Here is a 17991-nt window from a genome sequence, read left to right as displayed (position 1 = left end):
CTGCCTCGCCACGAAGATCCGCGCTCGATCGTGGCGGGTCTTCGGGCCGTTTTGACGAACCTAGCGAGCTCGCCCCGAGTCGCTCCGATTGCGGCGCTCGGGGCCGGCGCTGGCTAGATCGGAGCCATGCGCAGTCAAGCATCTCCCTTCCCCACCTCCGGGCGACTCGCCCGCGTCTCGATCCCCGCCTTCGTCGCCGCCATCGGCCTGTCGACGGGCCCTGCCGCCGCCGGGCCGACGGCCCCGGACTACTGCGACGAGCTCGACGAATTCGGCCACCCTCGCTACTGCGAACCAACCGCGCCAGGCCGCGGCCCGTGGTGGGGCGAGGAGCTGTGCTGCGATCAAGGCCGCTGCGCCGAGGTCCCCGTGGGCGGCTGCGGGGCGCTGTCGCTGGTCTACTGCGAGCTCGCCGAGCTCGCCTCAGACGGCAACGTCACCTGCGTCTACGAGGCCCCGAGCTACTGCGAGGTGTTCGGCTGCGCGGGCGACTACGACGAGGGCTCGGAGCTCGGGGAGGAGTACGCGATGTGCTGCCACGGGATGGACCAGTGCTACATGCTCGCCGGGCCCTGCGGCGGCTCCGTAGTCTGGTGCCACGATGGGGTCAGCAACGAGGACGGGACCTACAGCTGCCTCGAGGGCAACGTGCTGTGAGCCCGGCACAGCTCGAGCGTGATCCCGCCGCTCGCCTCGCTCAGCCCTGGGCACGCGCGCGCGAGTAGAGCCTCCGCGTCGTCCACCTCCGAGGCGGCCTGGAGAACGTAGACCCGCAAGCTCGGAGGCAGGGGCTCTGGGGCGGCGAGCAGCTCCCGAGCGAGCGCCAGACCCCGCCCCGCGGGCGCACCTCGATGGGCGTAGCTCTCGAGGCGCGCTGCCGCCCGGAGCTCGTCTCCGAGCCACGCGTCGACGCGAGCGGCGACCACCACGGCCGCGACGCGCTCGGGGGCTTCGGGGTGAAGCTGCGAGCGAGCCTGCTCGAGGATGGCCTCGGCCCGAGTCAGGCTCTCCGCTCCAACCTCGCCCTGAACCAGCGCAAGCTCGAGCTCCGCGAGCCCGCGCTCGACGCGAAGCCGCGAGGGCTCCCAACCGACCAGCCCCGCGAGCTTCGAGGCCGCGTCCGTCAGCGCGTCCGTGTCCACGCTCCGGAGCCGCGCGCCGGCGCGAAGCTGCGCGACGGCGACGTCGAGCTGCTCGACCCAACCGAGCTCCAGGCGCGGGCTCAAGGCGGCGACCCGGGCCAGGTCGTCCCCCACGATCCGCTCGCGCACGCCTGCGCTGGTCCACAGCCGCAGGCGCGCCGTGGATACGCGCAGCCGCTCTCGCTCGAGGCCCTGCTGCTCCGCTCGAGCCAGGGCCTCGCCCAGGCGCGCGGCGCTGGCCTCGAAGGACCCTCTCGCCCGCTCGACCTCCGCCCGCCACACGGCCTCGCGGATGCTCGCCCGCGCGGTCCAGTCCTCGCCCTCCGCCTGCTCTCGGAGCTCGGCCAGGGTTTCGAACTCCTCGGCTGCGCGCTCGTGCGCCCCGACGCCGAGGGCGAGCTCGACCCGCCGCGCCGACTCGGTCCAGGCGCGCCAGCTCGGGCTGCCCGGGTCGCCGCGAGGGCCGTCGAACACGGGGGCGCAGGCGCCCAGCTCGTCGGCCTCGGCCAACGCGGGCGCGATCGGGCCCGGGCCCGGGGGCTCGGCCTGCGCGAACAAGCCCAAGCCGAGGACCACCGCGGCGCCCAGGGCCCCCGCCAAGCCCAGGCGGTACCCTCCTCCGCTCGCGGGTGTGTCTGCGCGCTCTCGAACGCGCGCGGGCTCCCGCAGGCCGTCGAGGGCGTCCAAGAGCGCGCGCAGAGTCGGCCAGCGCCGCCCCGGGTCGGGCTCGAGGCCGCGCAGCAAGATCGCGTCGAGCTCTCGGGCCAGGCTCGGCGCCATCGTCGAGCCGTGCTGGGCCCCGCTGCTGACCCGACCCACCGCGATCGCGCTCAGCAGCTGCTCCGCCGACCCGCCCACGAAGGGCCGCACGCCATGGATGGCCTCCCACAGCACCACGCACAGGCTGAACTGGTCCGAGCGCGCGTCCCCGGCCGCGCCGGTGAGGCGCTCGGGGGCCATGTAGGGCACGGTCCCGGCCACGGACAGGCCGTCGGTCCCGGTCCCGGTCCCAGTCCAGGAATCACTCCGCGCTGGCGCGCCTGGGCCCTCCAGATGCTCGGCGGCCCAGCCCGCGGCCTCGGCCACGAGCGCGTCGACGTCGAGCTTGGAGGTGCTCGCCCGCCGGCGCCAGCCCGGCTCGACCGCCCCCGCGAGGCCAAAGTCGACGACCCGCGCCCGCCCGTCCCGGTCGACGAGGACGTTCGCGGGCTTGAAGTCCCCGTGGTGCAGGCCCGCGTCGTGGATCGCCACCAGCCCCCGCCCGGCCCCCGCGAGCACGTCGAGGATCTGCTCCCACGAGCGCGCCGCGCTGCCCAGCCAGACCCGCGCGTTCGGCCCGTCGATGAGCTCCATGACGATGAACACCCGCCCGCCGCACTCGCCGACCTCGTGGACGCCGACGACGTTGGGGTGGCGCAGGCGCGCGAGGCAGCGGGCCTCCGACAGCGCCCGGCCGGCCGAGTCCTCGCCCAGGAGCGTGAGCACCTTGACGGCGACCTCGCGCTCGAGCCGGGGGTCCCAGGCCGCGAACACCTCACCCATGCCCCCCGCGCCGATCGAGCGCAGCAAGAGGTAGCGGCCCAGGCGCTCTGGCGCCGCCCACCGCCCGGACGCCGTGTTGGATGTGCTGGACCTCGCCATGACCGGGGTCCCGAATATGTCGATTGCGCCCTCGGCGTAAAGCGTAGCGCCCGCACTGTAGTGTTCCCGAAAGTGCGTGGCTGATGCTCGGGACAGCGAACGTTGACGCGCGCTCCAGACCCACCACCGTCCATCCAAGCGAGATCGTCCCAGCTCGCGGGGGACACCGCTCGCGTGAGCTTGGCCGCAAATTGAAAAATACGACATATCCGCCTGCCACCCCCAGGCAAACAATCCTGGCGACGACGCGGACCCTCGGGCCGACGAAGCACGCGCCTCTGCAAGATCAAACTATGAGCATTTGCCGGGCAGCGATGTGCCCGTATTTTTTGAGCGCACGAGCATGACTTTGCCCACGCTGCAGCGCAACGCAGGATCCCAGGCGCCCTCGCCCTCCGTCAGGCTGCCAGCTCACTCCGAGGGCGGGCGACGGACGATGCGGACCGTCTCGACGCGCTCGTCCTCGACGGGCTTGTCGTTGGCGCCCACGGCCACGCTGGCGATGGCGTTGGCGACCTCGACCCCGCCGACCGTGCACCGGCCGAACACCGTGTGCGCGCCGTCGAGGTGCGGGGCCGGCTCGAGCACCACGAAGAACTGGGCGCTGCCGGTGTTCGGGCCCTTGTTGGCCATGCTCAGGGCGCCGCCGTCGTGGGCGAGCTCGGGGTGGACCTCGTCGGGGATGACGTAGCCCGGGTTGCCCCGGCCCGTCGCCGTGGGGTCGCCGCCTTGGATCATGAAGCCCGGGATGACGCGGTGGAAGGTCGAGCCGTCGTAGTAGGGCTCGCCGTCGACCCAGGCGTCGGCGTCGCGGTCGTACCAGGGCCGCAAGCCCCGAGAGAGGGCCACGAAGTTGGCGACGGTGACCGGGGTCAGGCGCTCGAACAGCCGGCAGTCGATCACGCCGCGGCTGGTGACGATCTCGGCCCACAGCTCGCCGTCGGCGGGGCCCGGGATCCCGGCGAGGGCCACGTCGATGTCCACGAAGCCCTCGACGGGGTCGCCCTGGGCCTCGTTGTAGGCGCGAATCTCGTCGAGGCTCATGCCCACCGGGGCCTCCTGCCCGCGGGTGAACTCGCGCACATCCCGGCCGTCTTCGCTCGTCGACGCCCCGCCAGCCCCGCCTGCCCCGCCTGCCCCGCCTGCCCCAGGCCCTGGGCCCTGGGCCGTCCGCCCGCGGCCGAGGGGCTCGGCCTCCTCTTCCCCCGGCAAGGGCGGCGGAGGGGTGAACACGCAGGCACAGAGCCCAGTGCACACGAGCGCGGCGCCCACGCCAGCGACGAGGGCGAGGCGGGGGCGGGGGGAGCCTGGGCGAGAGTGCGGACGCATCCGGGGGCCAGGGTGACTGGCCCGGACCTGCTTGACAAGCCCCGGGGAAAGGGACACAACAGGCGACCCTCGGCCCCGGGATGGCGGCCAGGGCCGCGAACTCGCGGAACGAGCACGACGAGACCCCCACGAGACGAGACTCGACCATGGCGAACCATAAGCAGGCCGAAAAGCGCAACCGTCAACGCCTCAAGCGGCGCGCCCGCAACTTGCTCCACCTGAGCACCATGCGGACCTACATCAAGCGCGTCCGCCGGGCCATCGAAGAGGGCGACCTCGAGACCGCCCAGAGCACCCTCCCCCAGGCCCTCCACGCCATCGGCAAGGCCAACTCCAAGGGCGTCATCCACCGCCGGACCGCCTCCCGCTACGCCTCGCGCCTGACCGTGGCCGTCAACAAGGCGGCGGCCCAAGCCTGACCTCGCCTCGTCACCGCTCAGCCATCCCAAGAGCAAAGAGCCCCCTCGCGCCCGCGAGCGGGGCTCTTCTCGTTCGCCTTCGGGCGCTCACCCCAGCGGATCGACGCCCGGGAGCGCGCCGCAGGTGTCGAGGATCCACCGCTGCAGCGCGACGTAGGGCGACTCGTAGGCGAGCTTCGAGCCGCCCTTGAGGTCCGAGTCGAGGCGCGCGAGGCCGGCGTAGGCGGCCCGGAGCCGGCGCTCGTCGAAGCGCGAGGCCTGCTGCTGGAGCTTGCGGACCGCGAAGGGCTTGATGTTGAGGGCCCGGGCGGGGTCGCGGGCGAAGGCCACGGTGCACAGCCGCCGCATCTGCCAGGTCAGCATGCCGAGCAGGCGCATGGCCTGGCCGGGGTCCTTCTCAGCCGTGCGGAACATGTGCGCGAGGATCTCGAGGGCGCGGACGTGATCGCCCCGGCCGACGGCGTCAGTGAGATCGAAGACGTTGGCCTCGCGCGTGGTCGCGACCACGGCCTCGACGTGCTCGCGCTCGACGGACGCCCCCTCGGCGAAGGCCACGGCGCGCTCGAGGGCGGGGACGAGATCGGCGAGGCTCGTGCCGACCGCCGCGACGAGGGCCTGGGCGCCGCCCCGGGTCAGGGGCAGCTGGCGGCGCTGGGCCTCGTCGAGGAGCTCGTCGGCCGCCTCTTGCTCCGAGGCCGGGGCGAGCTTGCGCTCGACGACCCCCTTGGCCTTCTTGGCCGCCTTGACCAGCTTGGAGGTGCCGTTGATGCCGGCGCTGGTGATGATCAGCACCGTGGTCGGGTTGGGGTCGTCGAAGTACTCGATGAGCGCCCCGATCGCGTCGTCGCGCTTGGACTCGAGGGCCTTGACCTCGCCGTCGAGCTCCTCGGCGCGCTTGTGCTTGCCGAAGTCCTCGGGGTTGCTCAGCTCGACGAGGCGCCGATCGGCCATCATCGGGACCTGGCCGCAGGCGTTGAGCACCTCGGCGGCGGCGAGCACGTAGGGGGCGTCGAAGCGCTCGTGGTTGAAGGCCTCCATGCCCGTCGACACGCCGCCGGGGCGGAGCACGGCCTCGCGGACCGCGTCGACCACCGCCTTGACGGCTGCCGAGTCCTCGCCCCACAGCAGGTAGACCGGGGCGAGCTGGCCGTTCTTGGCGGCGTCGAGCAGGTCCTTCACCGCCGCGGGCCTCCCCTGCCCTTCTTGGCGCCCTTTTTGCCCTTGCCCCCAGGCTTGGCGCGCCCGGGCGGCTCGGGGCTCGGGCCGACGCGGTTGAGCGTCGCCACGACCTCGACCTCCGGGGTCATCGGCATCATGTCGAACACCCGCAGGTCGGCGAGCTCGAGGCCCGAGCCCTCGGCGAGCAGCACGGCCAGGTCCCGCGCCAGGGTCGCGGGGTCGCAGGACACGTAGACGACCCGATCGCGGACCACGGACAGGAGGTCCCGAGCCGCGGCCTCCCCGATGCCCGAGCGCGGCGGATCGAGGACCACGACGTCGTAGCGCCGCCCGCTCGTGGCCAGCTTGGCGAGCAGGCGCTCGGCCTGGCCGCGCTTGGCGTTGATGCGCAGGCCCCAGCGCTCGGCGGTGCGCTGGAGGTTGGCGATGGCCTCGCGGTCGCCGTCGACGGCCCACACGGCCTTGGCCGAGCGCGCGAGCACCCGGGAGAAGTTGCCCACGCCCGCGTGGAGCTCGAGCACCCGGGCGTCCCGGCCGCTCTCGCGCACGCGCGCGGCGACGTGCTCGACGAGGTTGCGGTTTTGGGCGGCCTGGGCCTGGCTGAAGGTGAAGGGCCCCTGGCTCACGGGCGGCGTGGGGCCGTCGCCGTCGAGCTCGAGGTGGGTCCGGCCCACGCCGACGCGCTCCCGGCCGCCGCGCAGCTGCACGCCCAGGAGCACGGGCTCCTTGGACTCTTCGCTGTCTTCGCCGTCTTTGGGCTCGCCGAGGACCGCGCGGATCGCCGCCTCGAGCTCCGGGTCATGGCGCACGCCCGGGAGGCCCAGGACCACCTCGCTGCCGTTGCTCAGGCCCACGACCTCGCCGCGCTCGGGCAGCCACTGCGCCCACGCGCGGACCTGCTGCACGGCCCAGTCGAGGGCCGGGTCGAGGACCGGGCAGGTCGCGCAGTCGACGATCGCGTGGCTGCGCTGGCCGTAAAAGCCCAGCTCGAGGCCCGCGGCGGTCTTGCGGTAGTGGACCCGCGCGCGCCGGCGGTAGCCCAGGGGCGAGGGGCTCGGCAGGGACTCGGCCACGACCACCGGCAGGCGCCGCAGCTGGCCCTCGACGATCTTGGCCTTGAGCTTGGCCTGGGCGCTGGCTTCGACGTGCTGCCAGCCGCAGCCGCCGCAGCGATCGGCCAGGGCGCAGGGCGCCTCGCTGCGCTCTGGCGCCGCCTCGAGCACCTCGACGCAGTGTCCCCGCAACCAGCGCTTGTTCTCGGTGTCCACGCGCATGCGCACGCGCTCCCCGGGCAGCGCTCCGTCGACGAAGCAGACGCGAGTCTCCGCTTCGCCCTCGGGGGTCCCGGTCTCGGACTCGGGCCGACCCACCCCCGCCCCGCCGTGCGCCAGGTCGTGAATGCGCACGGTCAGCTCGACGGCTTCCATCTGAGAGCTCTCGGCCATGACCCGCGGTTGTAGCCCCACGGACCCCGACCGGCAATGCCCTGGGGTCCAACCCCGTCAGAGCAGGCCCAGGTCGAGGAGCCAGGCGTCGGGGCGCGCGGCCGCGATGGTGTGCGCGGCCAGGTCGAAGGAGGCGTCGACGCGGTCGAGGATCCAGCCGTCGCCGCTCGCAACCACCGGCGGCGGGCTGGCGCTGGCGCCCTCCCCTCCGAGCTGCGCCAGGCGCTTGTCTGGATCGAAGTCGAGCTCGATGGTCCACGGCCAGCCCCGCGCCTGCGCGAGCTCGGCGAGGCTGACCTTGAGCCGGCCGCTGTTGGAGACCGGCCGATCGAGGAGCCACAGCACGGCGCTCGGCCCCAGCGCCGCCAGCTGCTCGCCGATGGCCTCGGCGGCCGCCTGAGTCGTCTCGCTGCGTCGGTAGCTACCGTGCACGCTGGCCATGTCGCGCAGCGCCCCGTCGCGCCCGCGCAGGACCACGCCCCCGGCCAGGGCCGACTCCACGGCGATCAGCACGTTGAAGCCGTCGAGGGCCACGGCCCGCCCCCGCAGCTGCGCGGCTCCGACGCGTCGCGCGGTCCGGGCCTCGGCCTCGTCATCGGTGCAGGTGCAGCGCAGCACGGCCGTGCGCTGGCGCGCGCGCAGGTCGTGGCGGTTGCCGACGAGCTCGAGGGCCGAGGTCGTCGCGTAGCCCCGGCTGAGCAGCCAGGCGAGCTCGGACACCGCCGTGCGCAGACCCGGGAGCGCCTCGGCTCCGAAGTCCACGGCGTCGTCTTGGGCGGGACCCCGGGGCACGCGCGCACTCTACCGCGCTCACTGGGCCCCGAGGTAGACCCCCAGGCCAACCAACACCGTCGGCACGACCGTGCGCGGGCGCAGGTACTCGATGTCCTCCGTGACGCCCTCGTCGCTCTCGAGGCGCAAGGTGTGCTCGTGGCGCAGCGGCATCACCCGCAGGCCGGCCGCGACGAACACCGCGACGGGGGTCGAGACCACCCACGAAAGGCCCAGGCGCGGCTCGACGAAGGGGGTGACCCGGGCGCGGCCGAGGTCGAGGCGGCCCGTGCTGTCGGTGCCGCTGCCGTCGACGCCCGAGAAGGCCTCCCGCGGGTTGACCTCGACGCCCACGCGCACCGACGCGTCGACGAGCAGATCGAGGGCCGGCCACTCGTGCTGGTAGCCGGCGTAGAGGGCCGCCGGGGCCCGCCGAACCCGAAACCACACCAGGCCGAGGCTGGTCTGGGTCGGCGTCTCGGACTGGTAGGCCGGCGCGATCTGATAGCTCGCGCCCAGGCGCAGGGCGCCGGCGCTCGACGCCGCCGCAAGGGGATGGCGCCAGCCCAGGGTCAGCTCGGCGCCGTGCTCCCAGGGCCGCTCGTAGACCCAGGTCTGGCCGAGGTAGCCCGCGCCGAGGGCCACGCGGTCGCGGTCGCCGAGGAGCAGCGCGAGCTCCGGGCTGTCCCCCGTGTCCTCGCCCGGCGTGTCCGGCGAGCTCGGCTCGCCGCTGTCGGAGGCCGGGCGCTCGCCGCCCCTACGCTCCGGTTCGGGCGCTTCCCCGCCCTCGCTGCCCGCTCGCGTCGACGCGCCACCCTCGACCGCGGCGACCCCAAAGCCGAGGGCACGCCCCGCGGCCAGATCCGCGACGAAGTAGCGGATCACCACAGCCGCCGCCTCGGCGCTGGCGCCCGGCAAGGGGCGCCGGACCAGCCCTGGCTCGGCCACGAAGTCGAGCACGCGCCCGTCGGCGCCGGCCTCGACCCAGACCACCAACAGCGCCCCCCGCTCGGTCCGCACGGACTCCGCGGACGCGAGGCGCTGGTCGAGGCTGGCCACGGGCGCGACGATCTGAGCGTCGAAGTCGACGGCGACGTCGTTGAGCTCGGTCCGCACGGCCCGGCGCAGGGCCTGGTGCTCGTCGAGGGCTCCCTCGGCTCCGGTCTCGATCAGCAGGACGACCAGCGGCCGCGCCTCGCCGTCCTCGCCGACGGCCGGATCGGTCTCGGCCGGATCGGTCTCGGCCGGCCCCGCCATCGCCGCGCCGGCGCTCAGCGCAGCGAGCCCGAAACCGAGACCAAGACCGAGACCGAGACCGAGAACTGTGGGCAGCCGAGGCACGTCGCCCCGACAACCTATCAGGACCGAGCGCCCTCGACCTCCGCGTCCGCTCCTTGCACCACCAGCACCCCCGCGACCAGGGCCACCGCGACCAGGAGCATGCGAAACACCCCCTCGATGCCCGCGCTCGGGTCGTGGGCCAAGAGCGCCGTCACCCCGCGAAAGCCCACGGATCCGGGGACCAGGAGCAAGAGCCCCGGGAGCAGCACGACCGCCCGCGGCACCTCGGCCCAGTTGGCATACAGCCGCGCGCCCAGGCCCACGACCATCGCCCCGGCGAAGGCGCCCAGCTCCGGCCCCCACTCCGGCCCCGAGCCCGCGCCGACCACCCGGGCCAGCTCCGCCGCGAGCACCCCCGTCAACGCGATCGCCGGGGCGTCGCGCCAGCGCGCCTGAAACAGCACGCAAAAGCCGATCGGCGCGAGGATCAGCGCGAGCAGGCGCGAGGGCTCGCCCATGGGCATCAGGTAGAGCTCGGGCAGCGCCCAGCGCAGCTCGACGAGCACCCGCGCGTCGCCCATCTCGACCAGGGCCCGGCTCAGCGCCACGCCCAGGGCCATGGTCACGAAGGTGTGCATCGCCCCGGCGAAGCGCGCGGTCCCGGCCACGAGGTGACGGGTCGCCAGCTCGCCCATGGCCAGGGTCAAGCTCAGCCCCGGGACCAGGACGATGATCGCCGCGAGGGTCGTCACGCCCTCGTTGAGCCCGGGCACGAGCCCGGTCAGGGCGGCCGAGAGCCCGGCGGCCACGAAGGTCGCCGCGCTCGGGAACACCCGGCCGAGCCCGCGCCGGCCGCTGCTCGCCAGGGCCAGGGCGCCGAGCAGCAGCCCGAGCCCGCCCGCGACGATCACGTCGGCGAGGCTGCCCGACAAAAAGCGCGCGGCCCCGGCCGAAGCGGCCGCGAAGGCCAGCAAGGTCATGGCCCGACCAAAGCGCGGCGGCGCACCCGTGATGGCCTCGATGGCCTCGAGCCCGGCCCCGGCGGCCATCGACCCGGACGCGACCGCGGCGATCACCTGGTGAAGCTCGACCAGCGGCCCCAGCTGCGCCTCCCCAGCCTCGACCCGGAGCAGCCGCGTGCGCTGGGCGTCCCGGCCAAAGGCCAGCTCCACGGAGGTCGGGGTGGCGAACACCTGCACCGGCCCCAGGGCCTCGAGCTCGAGGGCCGCGAGGGTAGCCTCGAGCTCGTGGGCCGAGTTCCCCAGGCGCTGCAGCGCCGTCGCTGCAGCCACGACGAACGCCTCACTGGCTCCAACCGAACTGATTCCAACCGGGCTGATTCCAACCGGGCTGACTCCAACCGGGCTGACTCCAACCGATCCGTGGTCCAGGCGAGTCTGAGTGACATGGGTCATGAGAAATATTCCTTGGCTTGGGTCCCTGAATCTCGAATTTGACTACGTTTGAGATAAATTCCACCAAATTGAATTCGCATGGACAGCACCAAGCCAGCCCTCGACCGAATCGATCATCGAATCCTCGCCGAGTTGCAAAACAATGCTCGGCTGTCCAACAAGGAGCTCGCCGCGATCGTCGGCCTGGCGCCCTCGAGCTGCCTCGCGCGGGTCCAAAAGCTGGTTCGGGACGGGGTGCTCGCGGGCTTCCACGCCGAGGTCGATCCCGCGGCCGTCGGCATCGGGATCCAGGCCCTCGTGTTCGTGCGCATGGCCAGGCACCAGCCGCGCGACATGCAGGCCTACTGGGACCACCTGCTCGAGCTCCCGGAGGTCCTCGACCTCTACTACGTCGCCGGCTCCCACGATCTCGTCGTGCACGTCGGGGTCCGCGACGTGGACCACCTGCGCGAGCTGGTCGCCGAGCCGATCTCCGACTTCGAGCACCTCGGGCAGATCGAGACATCGCTGATCTTCCAACACCACCGCAGCGCCGTGCTGCCCAACTACGCCCCCGAGCCCGAGCCCGCCAAGGCCACCCGGTCGGGATCGAAGCCGCCTCGAAAGACCCGGCGAAAGGCCACCGAGCCCTGACCCCGCCGACCTCCCCGATTGACCAAAACGGAGCTTTTGCCCCTGCGCACGCCGCGTTACACTGGCGCGCCGCATGTTGAGGCAAGCCACCAGCCCCGAGGTCCGCGAGCGCATCGAGGCCCTCGACTTGCCCTTCAACCGCTGGGGCCTCGACCCCTACGGCGTCTCCAAGGCCCACCTCGGCCTGTTCCTGACCAGCCTGGGCGTGCTCTACAAGCACTACTTCCGGGTCCGCGCGCACAACATCCAGCGCGTGCCGAGCAGCGGCCCGGTGATGCTGATCAGCAACCACTCGGGGGGCCTGCCCGTCGACGCCGGGATGATCCTCGCGTCGATGTTCTTCGACCACGACCCGCCGCGCCTGGCCCACGGCATGGTCGAAAAATTCGCCCAGAACTGGCCGTTCCTGTCGCCCTGGTTCAGCCGCGTGGGGCAGCTGCCCGGCCTGCCCGAGCACGCCAAGCGCCTGCTCACCGACGGCCGCGTGCTGATGGCCTTCCCCGAGGGCGCGCGGGGCACGGGCAAGCTCTACCGCGACCGCTACCAGCTGGTCCGCTTCGGCACCGGCTTCATGCGCATCGCCCTCGAGGTCGGCATCCCCATCGTCCCCCTGGCCTTCATCGGCGGCGAAGAGGCCATCCCCACCGTCTACCACGCCAAGGCCCTGGCCAAGCTGTTCAAGGCCCCCTACGTGCCGATCACCCCCTACCTCCTCCCGCTCCCCCTGCCCGTCCACTGCGAGATTCACTACGGGGAGCCGATGCAGTTCTCGGGCTCGGGCAACGAGCCGGACGACGTCATCGAGGGCCACGTCGCCAAGGTCAAAGAGCGCATCGAGCAGCTCATCGCCGACGGCCGCAGCTCTCGCTCGCGCAACCTCGCCGACACCCCCTGAGAGCGGAGAGTCCCCGCCGTGAAAGTCCTGATCACCGGAATCGCCGGCGCCCACGCCCAGCTCGTCGCGCTGCGCCTCGTCGAGCGCGGCCACGAGGTCCTCGGCATCGACGTGCGCCCCTGGCAGGGCGCCCCCCGAGGCGTGAAGATCTTCCAGACCGACGTGCGCAAGCGTCCGGCCGCCGACGTGTTCCGCGTGCACCGGCCCAAGGTCGTCATCCACATGGCGACGGTCACCCACTTCGACGCCAGCCGGGAGCAGCGCTACCGCGTCAACCTGCGCGGGACCCAGGCGGTGTTCAAGCACTGCAACGACTTCGGCGTCGAGGAGGCCGTGTTCGTCGGGCGCCACACCATCTACGGAGCGGCCGCCGACGCGCCCCTGTACCGCAACGAGGACGAGCCCCCGCTGGCCGTCTCGACCTTCCCCGAGCTCGCCGACCTCGTCGCCGCCGACCTCTACGCCAGCCGGGCGCTGTGGAGCTGCAAGAACATGCGCACCGTCGTGCTGCGCATCGTCTACGCCCTCGGCCCGAGCGGCCGCGGGACCCTGGCCAGCTTCCTCGCCGGTCCGCGCGTGCCCATGGCCCTGGGCTTCGACCCCCTGTTCCACGTCATGCACGAGGACGACGCCGCCAAGGCCATCGTGCTCGCCGCGGAGTCCAAGATCGCCGGCGTGTTCAACATCGCCGGGCCGCCTCCGGTGCCGCTCTCGGTGCTGTGCCAGGCCACCGGACGCACCGCCGTGCCCATCCCCGAGGGCATGCTGCCCCGCGTGCTCGGTCGCTTCGGCCTCCCCCACCTCCCCCGCGGCGCGCTGACCCACCTCAAGCACCCGGTGGTCGTCGACAACTCGGCCTTTGGCGAGGCGACGGGCTTCGACTACCACTGGGACGAGCACGCGACGATGGGTAGCTTCCGCGACGCGTCGATCCTCCGCGAGCGGCGGGGGCTCTGAGTCGCGGACGTGGGGCAGGGAGGGCGTGGCGTCGTCCGCGACGGCTAAAGTGGACAGGGAGGGCGTGGCGTCGTCCACGACGGCTAAAATAGACAGAGGGCTAAGCCAGGTCCTCGAGCATCGTGACCTCGGGGGGCCCCGCGAGCAGCTCCGGGTAGCTGGCCATCCGCTCGCGCATCATCGGCGAGCCGTGCCAGGCGTCGAGCTCGGCCTGCGAGGCCCAGCGCTCATACAGCACGAACACCGCCGGCTGCTCGCGGGAGCGGCCCGCGGAAAAGCCGAGGTTGCCCGGAGCAGCATGGGTGCTCGGCGCGGCCTGAGCGAGGCCGACCGCGAAGGCGTCTGCGTGCTCGGGCTTGACGGACAGGCGAACGCAGAGGGCGACGGAGGGAGTCTGGGACATGGGCCCAGGCTCTCACGGATGACCCCCCATCACCCAAACGCGAACACGGGCGCGCCCCCGCCCTGCTACATCAGGAAGTAGCCGCAGTCGTCCATCTGGCCGCCCGGGCAGGCGTAGGAGCACGACCCCTCGACCCAGGTGATCGGGCAATCCTGCGGCCCCCACTCCATCGTCATCTGGTTGTAGAACCACGCCGAGAACACGCCCTCGCCGTTGCCGGCGTAGTCCTTGGTCCACTCCGCGCTCCCGCCCCAGTCCTCGCTGTCGACGGCGACGTCGCAGGTCTCGGTGCCCGCGATGTCCCAGCTGCAGGTGCCCTGGCGGCTCCAGTCGGACAGCCCGTTGTACTGCTGGAAGTCCACGCTGTCGTTGCCGTCGAGGTCGTACTCGCGGGTGTGCACGTAGTTCCACCAAAACTCGTCGAGGTCGATGTTGGGGCTGGGGACGTCGAGGGACTCGTTCGCCGTCCCGCTGGCGAAGCTCCCGCTCGCGTCGACGACGAAGGCGGCGCTGGTCCACATCGGCGGCATCTGCCCGTCGGTGTAGGTGAACAGCGGCTCGCCGGTGCTGTAGGTCCCCTGGAGCACGTAGTCGAGGCCGTCGCGGGTGCTCGTCCTGGTCAACTCGCACTCGCTGCGCTCGAGGTGGACGGTCTCGAGGTGGGTGACGCCGAGGCTGTCGAGGGTCTCGACGCCGTAGTCCGAGCTCTCGTCGCCGGACTCGGTGAAGCTCGCGGTGCCCGCGACGGTGGTCGAGGCGCGCCAGTGCGCCGGATCGTAGGCCACGGTCCACGAGAACTCGCCGGTCGCCGCGGCGTACTCCCCGACGATCTGGGTCACGACCGCGCCCGCGGGGTCGTAGTCCCAGGTGCACACGCCGTCGACGCACTCGCCCTGGGTGATGTGGAAGGACAGCTCCGCGTGGTGCATCAGGTGCATCGCGCAAGAGGGCGGCACGGCCTCGACGACGCTGCCGGTCGTGTCCGTCTCGGTCGTATCCGTATCGGTCGTGTCCGTATCGGTCTCGGTCGTATCCGTCTCGGTCGTGTCCGTATCCGTCTCGGTCGTGTCCGTCGACTCAGTCTCCGTCGTATCCGTCTCGGTCGTGTCCGTCGACTCGGTCTCGGTCGTGTCCGTCGAGTCCGTCTCCGTCGTATCCGTCTCCGTGGAGCCGGTCTCGGTCTCGGTCCCCGTATCCCCGAGTTCGTCCTCTCCCCCCTCCTCAGCTGGCACACAGGCCAGCGGGAGGGCGGCGGTCACGACGGCGAAGGCTACGGTCCAAGCAGGCGAAGAGAGCCGCGTCATGGCTTGCTCATGACCGATATCCCAGGAGCCGTCGAGTCTTTTTTTGCAGCCCCTTGGCCGGTCCCCGTCCGGGTCCCCGCATCGAGGCTGCGCCGAGTCTGAAGCTTCAGGTGCCCCCAGAACCCGCGCGCCGGATCTTGAACGACCCTGCGCCGGTGCCCGAGGTCCCCGTCGCCGGTTGGCTCGCCACGTAGGTGAAGGTGTGGGTCTCCTCCACGCCCGGGGCGGGCACGGTCAAGACGCCCCCGCTACCGCCCGACCAGCTGACCGAGTCGAGGGTCCAGCCCGCGGGCGCCTTGAGGATCACGGTCACGGAGGTGCCCGAGAAGGCGCTGGTCAGATGGTCACCCTGGACGTCTCCGTCAGCCAGCACCAGGTCCCCGGCTGCGTCTTCGACGAGTTTGAGCTTGGGCGTGGGCTCGTCGGTGAAGTTGTAGACACTCCAAGCCTGGGAGACGGCCGGGGCTGCGGTGAAGGCGAGGCCGAGGGCCGCGAGCCCGGTGAAGGCTCGCAGGGCGCGGCGACGGCCCATGGCCAGGCGGGGACGGGGAGCGGTGTCAGACGATTGCATGCCTGGGCAGTGCACCCAGGGCAGCGAGTGATCCCAACGTTTTTTTGCCGGCGAGAACGGCCCGCAGATGAGCTACAGGCCCGAGCCGTCGGCCTGGATGCGGTGCTTGGGGTTGTCCGGATCCAAGAGCGCATCCCGGGCCGCCTTGGCCTCGGCCTCGCGGCGCTCGCTGTAGCGATCGACCAGGAACTCGCGGATGTCCCGGGTCAAGATCGTGAACTTGTAGAGCTCCTCCATCACGTCGACCACGCGGTCTCGGTAGGCCGAGTCCTTCATGCGCCCGTCGTCGTGGAACTCCTGGTAGGCCTTGGCCACCGAGGACTGGTTGGGGATGGTCAACATCCGCATCCACCGGCCGAGCACGCGCAGGGTGTTGACGGTGTTGAAGCTCTGCGAGCCGCCGTTGACCTGCATGACGGCGAGGGTCCGACCCTGGGTCGGGCGCACCGAACCGATCGACAGCGGGATCCAGTCGATCTGGTTCTTGAACACGCCGGTGATCGTCCCGTGCATCTCCGGGCACGACCACACCTGCCCCTCGGACCACAGCGAGAGCGCGCGCAGGCGCTGGACCTCGGGGTGATCGTCGAGGCCTGGGGCCTTGACCGGCAGGTCCTTGGGGTCGAAGAAGCGGACCTCGCAGCCCAGGCCCTCGAGCACGCGCCCGGCCTCCTCGGCGAGCAGGCGGCTGTAGGAGCGCTCGCGCAGGGAGCCGTAGAGCAGCAGGATCTTGGGCGGATCCAGGCGCAGCTCGAGCTTGGGCGCGTCGGGAAAGCGCGGCAGGGCGAGCGCCGGCGGGTTCCCGTCGCGGTAGTCGCTGCTCAATCGAGCCTCCAGTCAATGGGCGCTTGGCCCCAGTCCTCGAGCTGGGCGTTGGTCGTCGAGAAGGGCTTGCTGCCAAAGAAGCCGTTGCGCGCCGACAAGGGCGAGGGGTGGGCGGACTTGAGGACGCGGTGGCGCCCCTCGCCGTGGCCCTCGATGAGCGCCTGCTTTTGCTGCGCCGGCTTGCCCCACAGCACGAACACCATGGGCTGCTCTCGGCGGGCACAGGCGGCGATGATCGTGTCGGTGAAGCGCTCCCAGCCCTTCTTGCGGTGCGAGTTGGCCTTGTGGGCGCGAACGGTCAGCACGGTGTTGAGCAATAGCACGCCCTCCTCGGCCCAGGCCTCGAGGCAGCCGTGGTCCGGGGCCGTGAAGCCCTCGATGTCCGCGGCGAGCTCCTTGTAGATGTTGTGCAGCGAACGCGGCACCTTGACGCCCCGCCGAACGGAGAAGCACAGGCCGTGGGCCTGGCCGTCGTCGTGGTAGGGGTCCTGGCCGAGGATGACCGCGCGGACCCCATCCAAGGGTGTGGCCTCGAGGGCCGCGAACACCTCGTCGGTCGGCGGGAACACCTGATGCTCCGCGCGCTCTTTGGCTACGAAGTCCTGGAGGCCCTGGAGGTTGCGCAGATCGAGGCTGTGCTGGCCCAGGTCGGCTTCGAGGGCCTCGGACCAGCTATCGGGGATGGGCGGGAAGGCGTCGGACATGGGACGGCCGCATCATCGGCTCAATCGGTGGCGCATGCCAACCTCTGGGTCGGGATCAGCCCGCTTCCCCCACGACCTCGCGCATGAAGGCCTCTGGCGCCCCGAGCATCAGGCGTCCCGAGCGGTCGCGGCCGGCGTGGATGTGCTCGAGGGCGCCGCCGCGCCACCAGTAGAGCTCCGGAGACAGCGAGCCCGGGCCCTGCTCGTAGAGCGAGGCCGCGGCCTTTTGCAGGGCCGCCAGCGCCGTCGCCAAGTCCGTCGATCCGCCCAGGGCATGGGCCAGCGCCGTGTGCCGGTTGGGTGTCACGACCACAGCCCCCAACTCGCGCCAGCCCTCGCCGAGCTCGGCGGCGTCGAGGACCGCGCCCAGGTCGAGGATCCGCGAGGTGGTCAGGAAGCTGTCGCCGGTGATCGCGAGCACCGGCACGCGGTCGAACAGGCGCAGGCGCTCGACCACCACCGCGCCCTCCCCCTCGCTCAGGCCCGCCTGGGTCCGCTCGAGGGCCTCGGCCCACACCGCGTCGAGCTCCCGCTCCCAGCTCGCCGCGCGCTCGGGCGTCAGCGGGCGCAACACCTCGGGCAGGTCGAAGACCAGGGCCGCGTGCAGCCCTCGGGCGAGGCGGCGCTGGACCAGGCCCTCGGCGTACTCGACCGCGTGGCGCTCGTTCATCAGGCGCACCCGCAGCGCCTCGGGGCGCAGCGCCTGGTCGTCGTGCTCGGCCTGGGCCATGCGCCGCACGGAGACCGCGACGTGCTCGGCGATCAGGGCGTGGCCCCGAGCGACGCTCTCGGCGTCAGTCTCCCCCGCGTCGCCGGGCACCTCCACCGCCCAGCGCTGGGCGAGGTTCATGAGCCCGAGCTGGGCCTGCATCCAACCGCGGCGTCCCTCGCCCCGACGCATCCGCACGCTCGCGACCCCGCCGTCGAGGCTCGCGCTGGCCTCGCGCCCGTGGAGCTGCTCGTCCACGCAGGCCTGCAGGCACCCGCGGACCTGCGTCTCGAACATCGTCAGCCGCGCGGGAGTGCCGAGCGCGGCAGCCCAGGTGGGGAGGCTCGTCATGGGCCGGAGCATAGGAG

At 72.2% G+C, this 17991-nt stretch carries 18 protein-coding genes; 5 read left to right on the top strand and 13 right to left on the bottom strand.

Annotated features, from left to right (window positions below; genetic code table 11):
- Nucleotides 1-126: 126 nt before the first annotated feature.
- Nucleotides 127-657, top strand: coding sequence for a hypothetical protein (locus PPSIR1_RS22580; protein ID WP_006973476.1), 531 nt, complete (start codon nucleotides 127-129; stop codon nucleotides 655-657).
- On the opposite strand, the gene PPSIR1_RS43520 is transcribed toward PPSIR1_RS22580, so the two are convergent.
- Complete coding sequence (locus PPSIR1_RS43520) at nucleotides 627-2783, bottom strand: serine/threonine-protein kinase (protein ID WP_157595848.1); 2157 nt, start codon at nucleotides 2781-2783, stop codon at nucleotides 627-629. The two genes, PPSIR1_RS22580 and PPSIR1_RS43520, sit on opposite strands and share 31 nt — an antisense overlap.
- A 411-nt stretch (nucleotides 2784-3194) precedes the next feature.
- A complete protein-coding gene (locus PPSIR1_RS22570; RefSeq protein ID WP_232296533.1) occupies nucleotides 3195-4016 on the bottom strand; it encodes a peptidylprolyl isomerase in 822 nt (273 codons plus the stop codon).
- A gap of 242 nt (nucleotides 4017-4258) precedes the next feature.
- Between PPSIR1_RS22570 and rpsT the strand changes: the two genes are divergently transcribed.
- Nucleotides 4259-4531, top strand: a complete 273-nt coding sequence (gene rpsT / locus PPSIR1_RS22565) for a 30S ribosomal protein S20 (protein ID WP_045116556.1) — start codon at nucleotides 4259-4261, stop codon at nucleotides 4529-4531.
- A gap of 87 nt (nucleotides 4532-4618) precedes the next feature.
- On the opposite strand, the gene holA is transcribed toward rpsT, so the two are convergent.
- The 5 genes from holA to PPSIR1_RS22540 all read right to left on the bottom strand — a co-directional run bounded on the left by holA (nucleotide 4619) and on the right by PPSIR1_RS22540 (nucleotide 10499).
- Nucleotides 4619-5710 carry a DNA polymerase III subunit delta gene (gene holA / locus PPSIR1_RS22560; RefSeq protein WP_006973472.1) on the bottom strand — a complete coding sequence of 364 codons (1092 nt, stop codon included), beginning with the start codon at nucleotides 5708-5710 and terminating at the stop codon, nucleotides 4619-4621.
- Entirely contained in the window at nucleotides 5707-7155 is a 1449-nt protein-coding gene (locus tag PPSIR1_RS22555) for a class I SAM-dependent RNA methyltransferase (protein WP_006973471.1), read from the bottom strand. Before PPSIR1_RS22555 ends, holA begins: the two co-directional genes overlap by 4 nt.
- Before the next feature lie 57 nt (nucleotides 7156-7212).
- Nucleotides 7213-7947, bottom strand: a complete 735-nt coding sequence (locus tag PPSIR1_RS22550) for a DUF434 domain-containing protein (protein WP_006973470.1) — start codon at nucleotides 7945-7947, stop codon at nucleotides 7213-7215.
- An 18-nt stretch (nucleotides 7948-7965) separates the two neighbouring features.
- Nucleotides 7966-9183 carry a hypothetical protein gene (locus PPSIR1_RS22545; protein WP_006973469.1) on the bottom strand — a complete coding sequence of 406 codons (1218 nt, stop codon included), beginning with the start codon at nucleotides 9181-9183 and terminating at the stop codon, nucleotides 7966-7968.
- A 101-nt stretch (nucleotides 9184-9284) separates the two neighbouring features.
- Nucleotides 9285-10499: a threonine/serine exporter family protein gene (locus PPSIR1_RS22540; RefSeq protein ID WP_006973468.1), complete on the bottom strand. Its 1215-nt coding sequence runs from the start codon at nucleotides 10497-10499 to the stop codon at nucleotides 9285-9287.
- Nucleotides 10500-10700: 201 nt separating this feature from the next.
- On the opposite strand from PPSIR1_RS22540, the gene PPSIR1_RS22535 reads away from it, so the two are divergent.
- From PPSIR1_RS22535 to PPSIR1_RS22525, 3 genes are all read left to right on the top strand, one after another.
- Nucleotides 10701-11255: an Lrp/AsnC family transcriptional regulator gene (locus PPSIR1_RS22535; protein ID WP_006973467.1), complete on the top strand. Its 555-nt coding sequence runs from the start codon at nucleotides 10701-10703 to the stop codon at nucleotides 11253-11255.
- A 73-nt stretch (nucleotides 11256-11328) separates the two neighbouring features.
- Nucleotides 11329-12150 carry a lysophospholipid acyltransferase family protein gene (locus PPSIR1_RS22530; protein WP_006973466.1) on the top strand — a complete coding sequence of 274 codons (822 nt, stop codon included), beginning with the start codon at nucleotides 11329-11331 and terminating at the stop codon, nucleotides 12148-12150.
- A gap of 18 nt (nucleotides 12151-12168) precedes the next feature.
- On the top strand, nucleotides 12169-13107 hold the full coding sequence (locus PPSIR1_RS22525) for an NAD-dependent epimerase/dehydratase family protein (protein WP_006973465.1): 939 nt from the start codon (nucleotides 12169-12171) through the stop codon (nucleotides 13105-13107).
- A 100-nt stretch (nucleotides 13108-13207) separates the two neighbouring features.
- Here the strand turns inward: PPSIR1_RS22525 and PPSIR1_RS43515 are convergent, their stop codons facing one another.
- The 6 genes from PPSIR1_RS43515 to PPSIR1_RS22495 all read right to left on the bottom strand — a co-directional run bounded on the left by PPSIR1_RS43515 (nucleotide 13208) and on the right by PPSIR1_RS22495 (nucleotide 17974).
- Entirely contained in the window at nucleotides 13208-13510 is a 303-nt protein-coding gene (locus PPSIR1_RS43515; protein WP_006973464.1) for a putative quinol monooxygenase, read from the bottom strand.
- A 65-nt stretch (nucleotides 13511-13575) separates the two neighbouring features.
- Nucleotides 13576-14769, bottom strand: a complete 1194-nt coding sequence (locus PPSIR1_RS43510; protein ID WP_006973463.1) for a hypothetical protein — start codon at nucleotides 14767-14769, stop codon at nucleotides 13576-13578.
- A 151-nt stretch (nucleotides 14770-14920) separates the two neighbouring features.
- Nucleotides 14921-15385 (bottom strand): hypothetical protein, encoded by a 465-nt coding sequence (locus tag PPSIR1_RS22510; protein WP_157595847.1) that lies wholly within the window; start codon nucleotides 15383-15385, stop codon nucleotides 14921-14923.
- Nucleotides 15386-15457: 72 nt separating this feature from the next.
- Nucleotides 15458-16168 carry an arsenical resistance protein ArsH gene (arsH, locus tag PPSIR1_RS22505; RefSeq protein ID WP_157595856.1) on the bottom strand — a complete coding sequence of 237 codons (711 nt, stop codon included), beginning with the start codon at nucleotides 16166-16168 and terminating at the stop codon, nucleotides 15458-15460.
- Nucleotides 16169-16206: 38 nt separating this feature from the next.
- Complete coding sequence (gene ung, locus PPSIR1_RS22500) at nucleotides 16207-16914, bottom strand: uracil-DNA glycosylase (RefSeq protein ID WP_006973460.1); 708 nt, start codon at nucleotides 16912-16914, stop codon at nucleotides 16207-16209.
- Nucleotides 16915-16969: 55 nt separating this feature from the next.
- Nucleotides 16970-17974 carry a hypothetical protein gene (locus PPSIR1_RS22495; RefSeq protein WP_157595846.1) on the bottom strand — a complete coding sequence of 335 codons (1005 nt, stop codon included), beginning with the start codon at nucleotides 17972-17974 and terminating at the stop codon, nucleotides 16970-16972.
- Nucleotides 17975-17991: the final 17 nt, after the last annotated feature.

Origin of the sequence: Plesiocystis pacifica SIR-1 (genome assembly GCF_000170895.1) — a bacterium.
In the GTDB taxonomy this organism is placed as follows: domain Bacteria; phylum Myxococcota_A; class Polyangia; order Nannocystales; family Nannocystaceae; genus Plesiocystis; species Plesiocystis pacifica.
This window is presented reverse-complemented; position numbering and strand designations above follow the sequence as displayed.

Excerpts from the sequence above, each read along its gene's own strand:
- PPSIR1_RS22580 (WP_006973476.1), top strand. The coding sequence starts at position 127 with ATGCGCAGTCAAGCATCTCCCTTCCCCACCTCCGGGCGACTCGCCCGC.
- PPSIR1_RS43515 (WP_006973464.1), bottom strand. The coding sequence starts at position 13,510 with ATGTCCCAGACTCCCTCCGTCGCCCTCTGCGTTCGCCTGTCCGTCAAG.
- PPSIR1_RS22555 (WP_006973471.1), bottom strand. The coding sequence starts at position 7,155 with ATGGCCGAGAGCTCTCAGATGGAAGCCGTCGAGCTGACCGTGCGCATT.
- PPSIR1_RS22545 (WP_006973469.1), bottom strand. The coding sequence starts at position 9,183 with ATGGCGGGGCCGGCCGAGACCGATCCGGCCGAGACCGATCCGGCCGTC.
- PPSIR1_RS22495 (WP_157595846.1), bottom strand. The coding sequence starts at position 17,974 with ATGACGAGCCTCCCCACCTGGGCTGCCGCGCTCGGCACTCCCGCGCGG.
- PPSIR1_RS22510 (WP_157595847.1), bottom strand. The coding sequence starts at position 15,385 with ATGCAATCGTCTGACACCGCTCCCCGTCCCCGCCTGGCCATGGGCCGT.
- ung (WP_006973460.1), bottom strand. The coding sequence starts at position 16,914 with ATGTCCGACGCCTTCCCGCCCATCCCCGATAGCTGGTCCGAGGCCCTC.
- PPSIR1_RS22530 (WP_006973466.1), top strand. The coding sequence starts at position 11,329 with ATGTTGAGGCAAGCCACCAGCCCCGAGGTCCGCGAGCGCATCGAGGCC.
- PPSIR1_RS43520 (WP_157595848.1), bottom strand. The coding sequence starts at position 2,783 with ATGGCGAGGTCCAGCACATCCAACACGGCGTCCGGGCGGTGGGCGGCG.
- PPSIR1_RS22535 (WP_006973467.1), top strand. The coding sequence starts at position 10,701 with ATGGACAGCACCAAGCCAGCCCTCGACCGAATCGATCATCGAATCCTC.
- rpsT (WP_045116556.1), top strand. The coding sequence starts at position 4,259 with ATGGCGAACCATAAGCAGGCCGAAAAGCGCAACCGTCAACGCCTCAAG.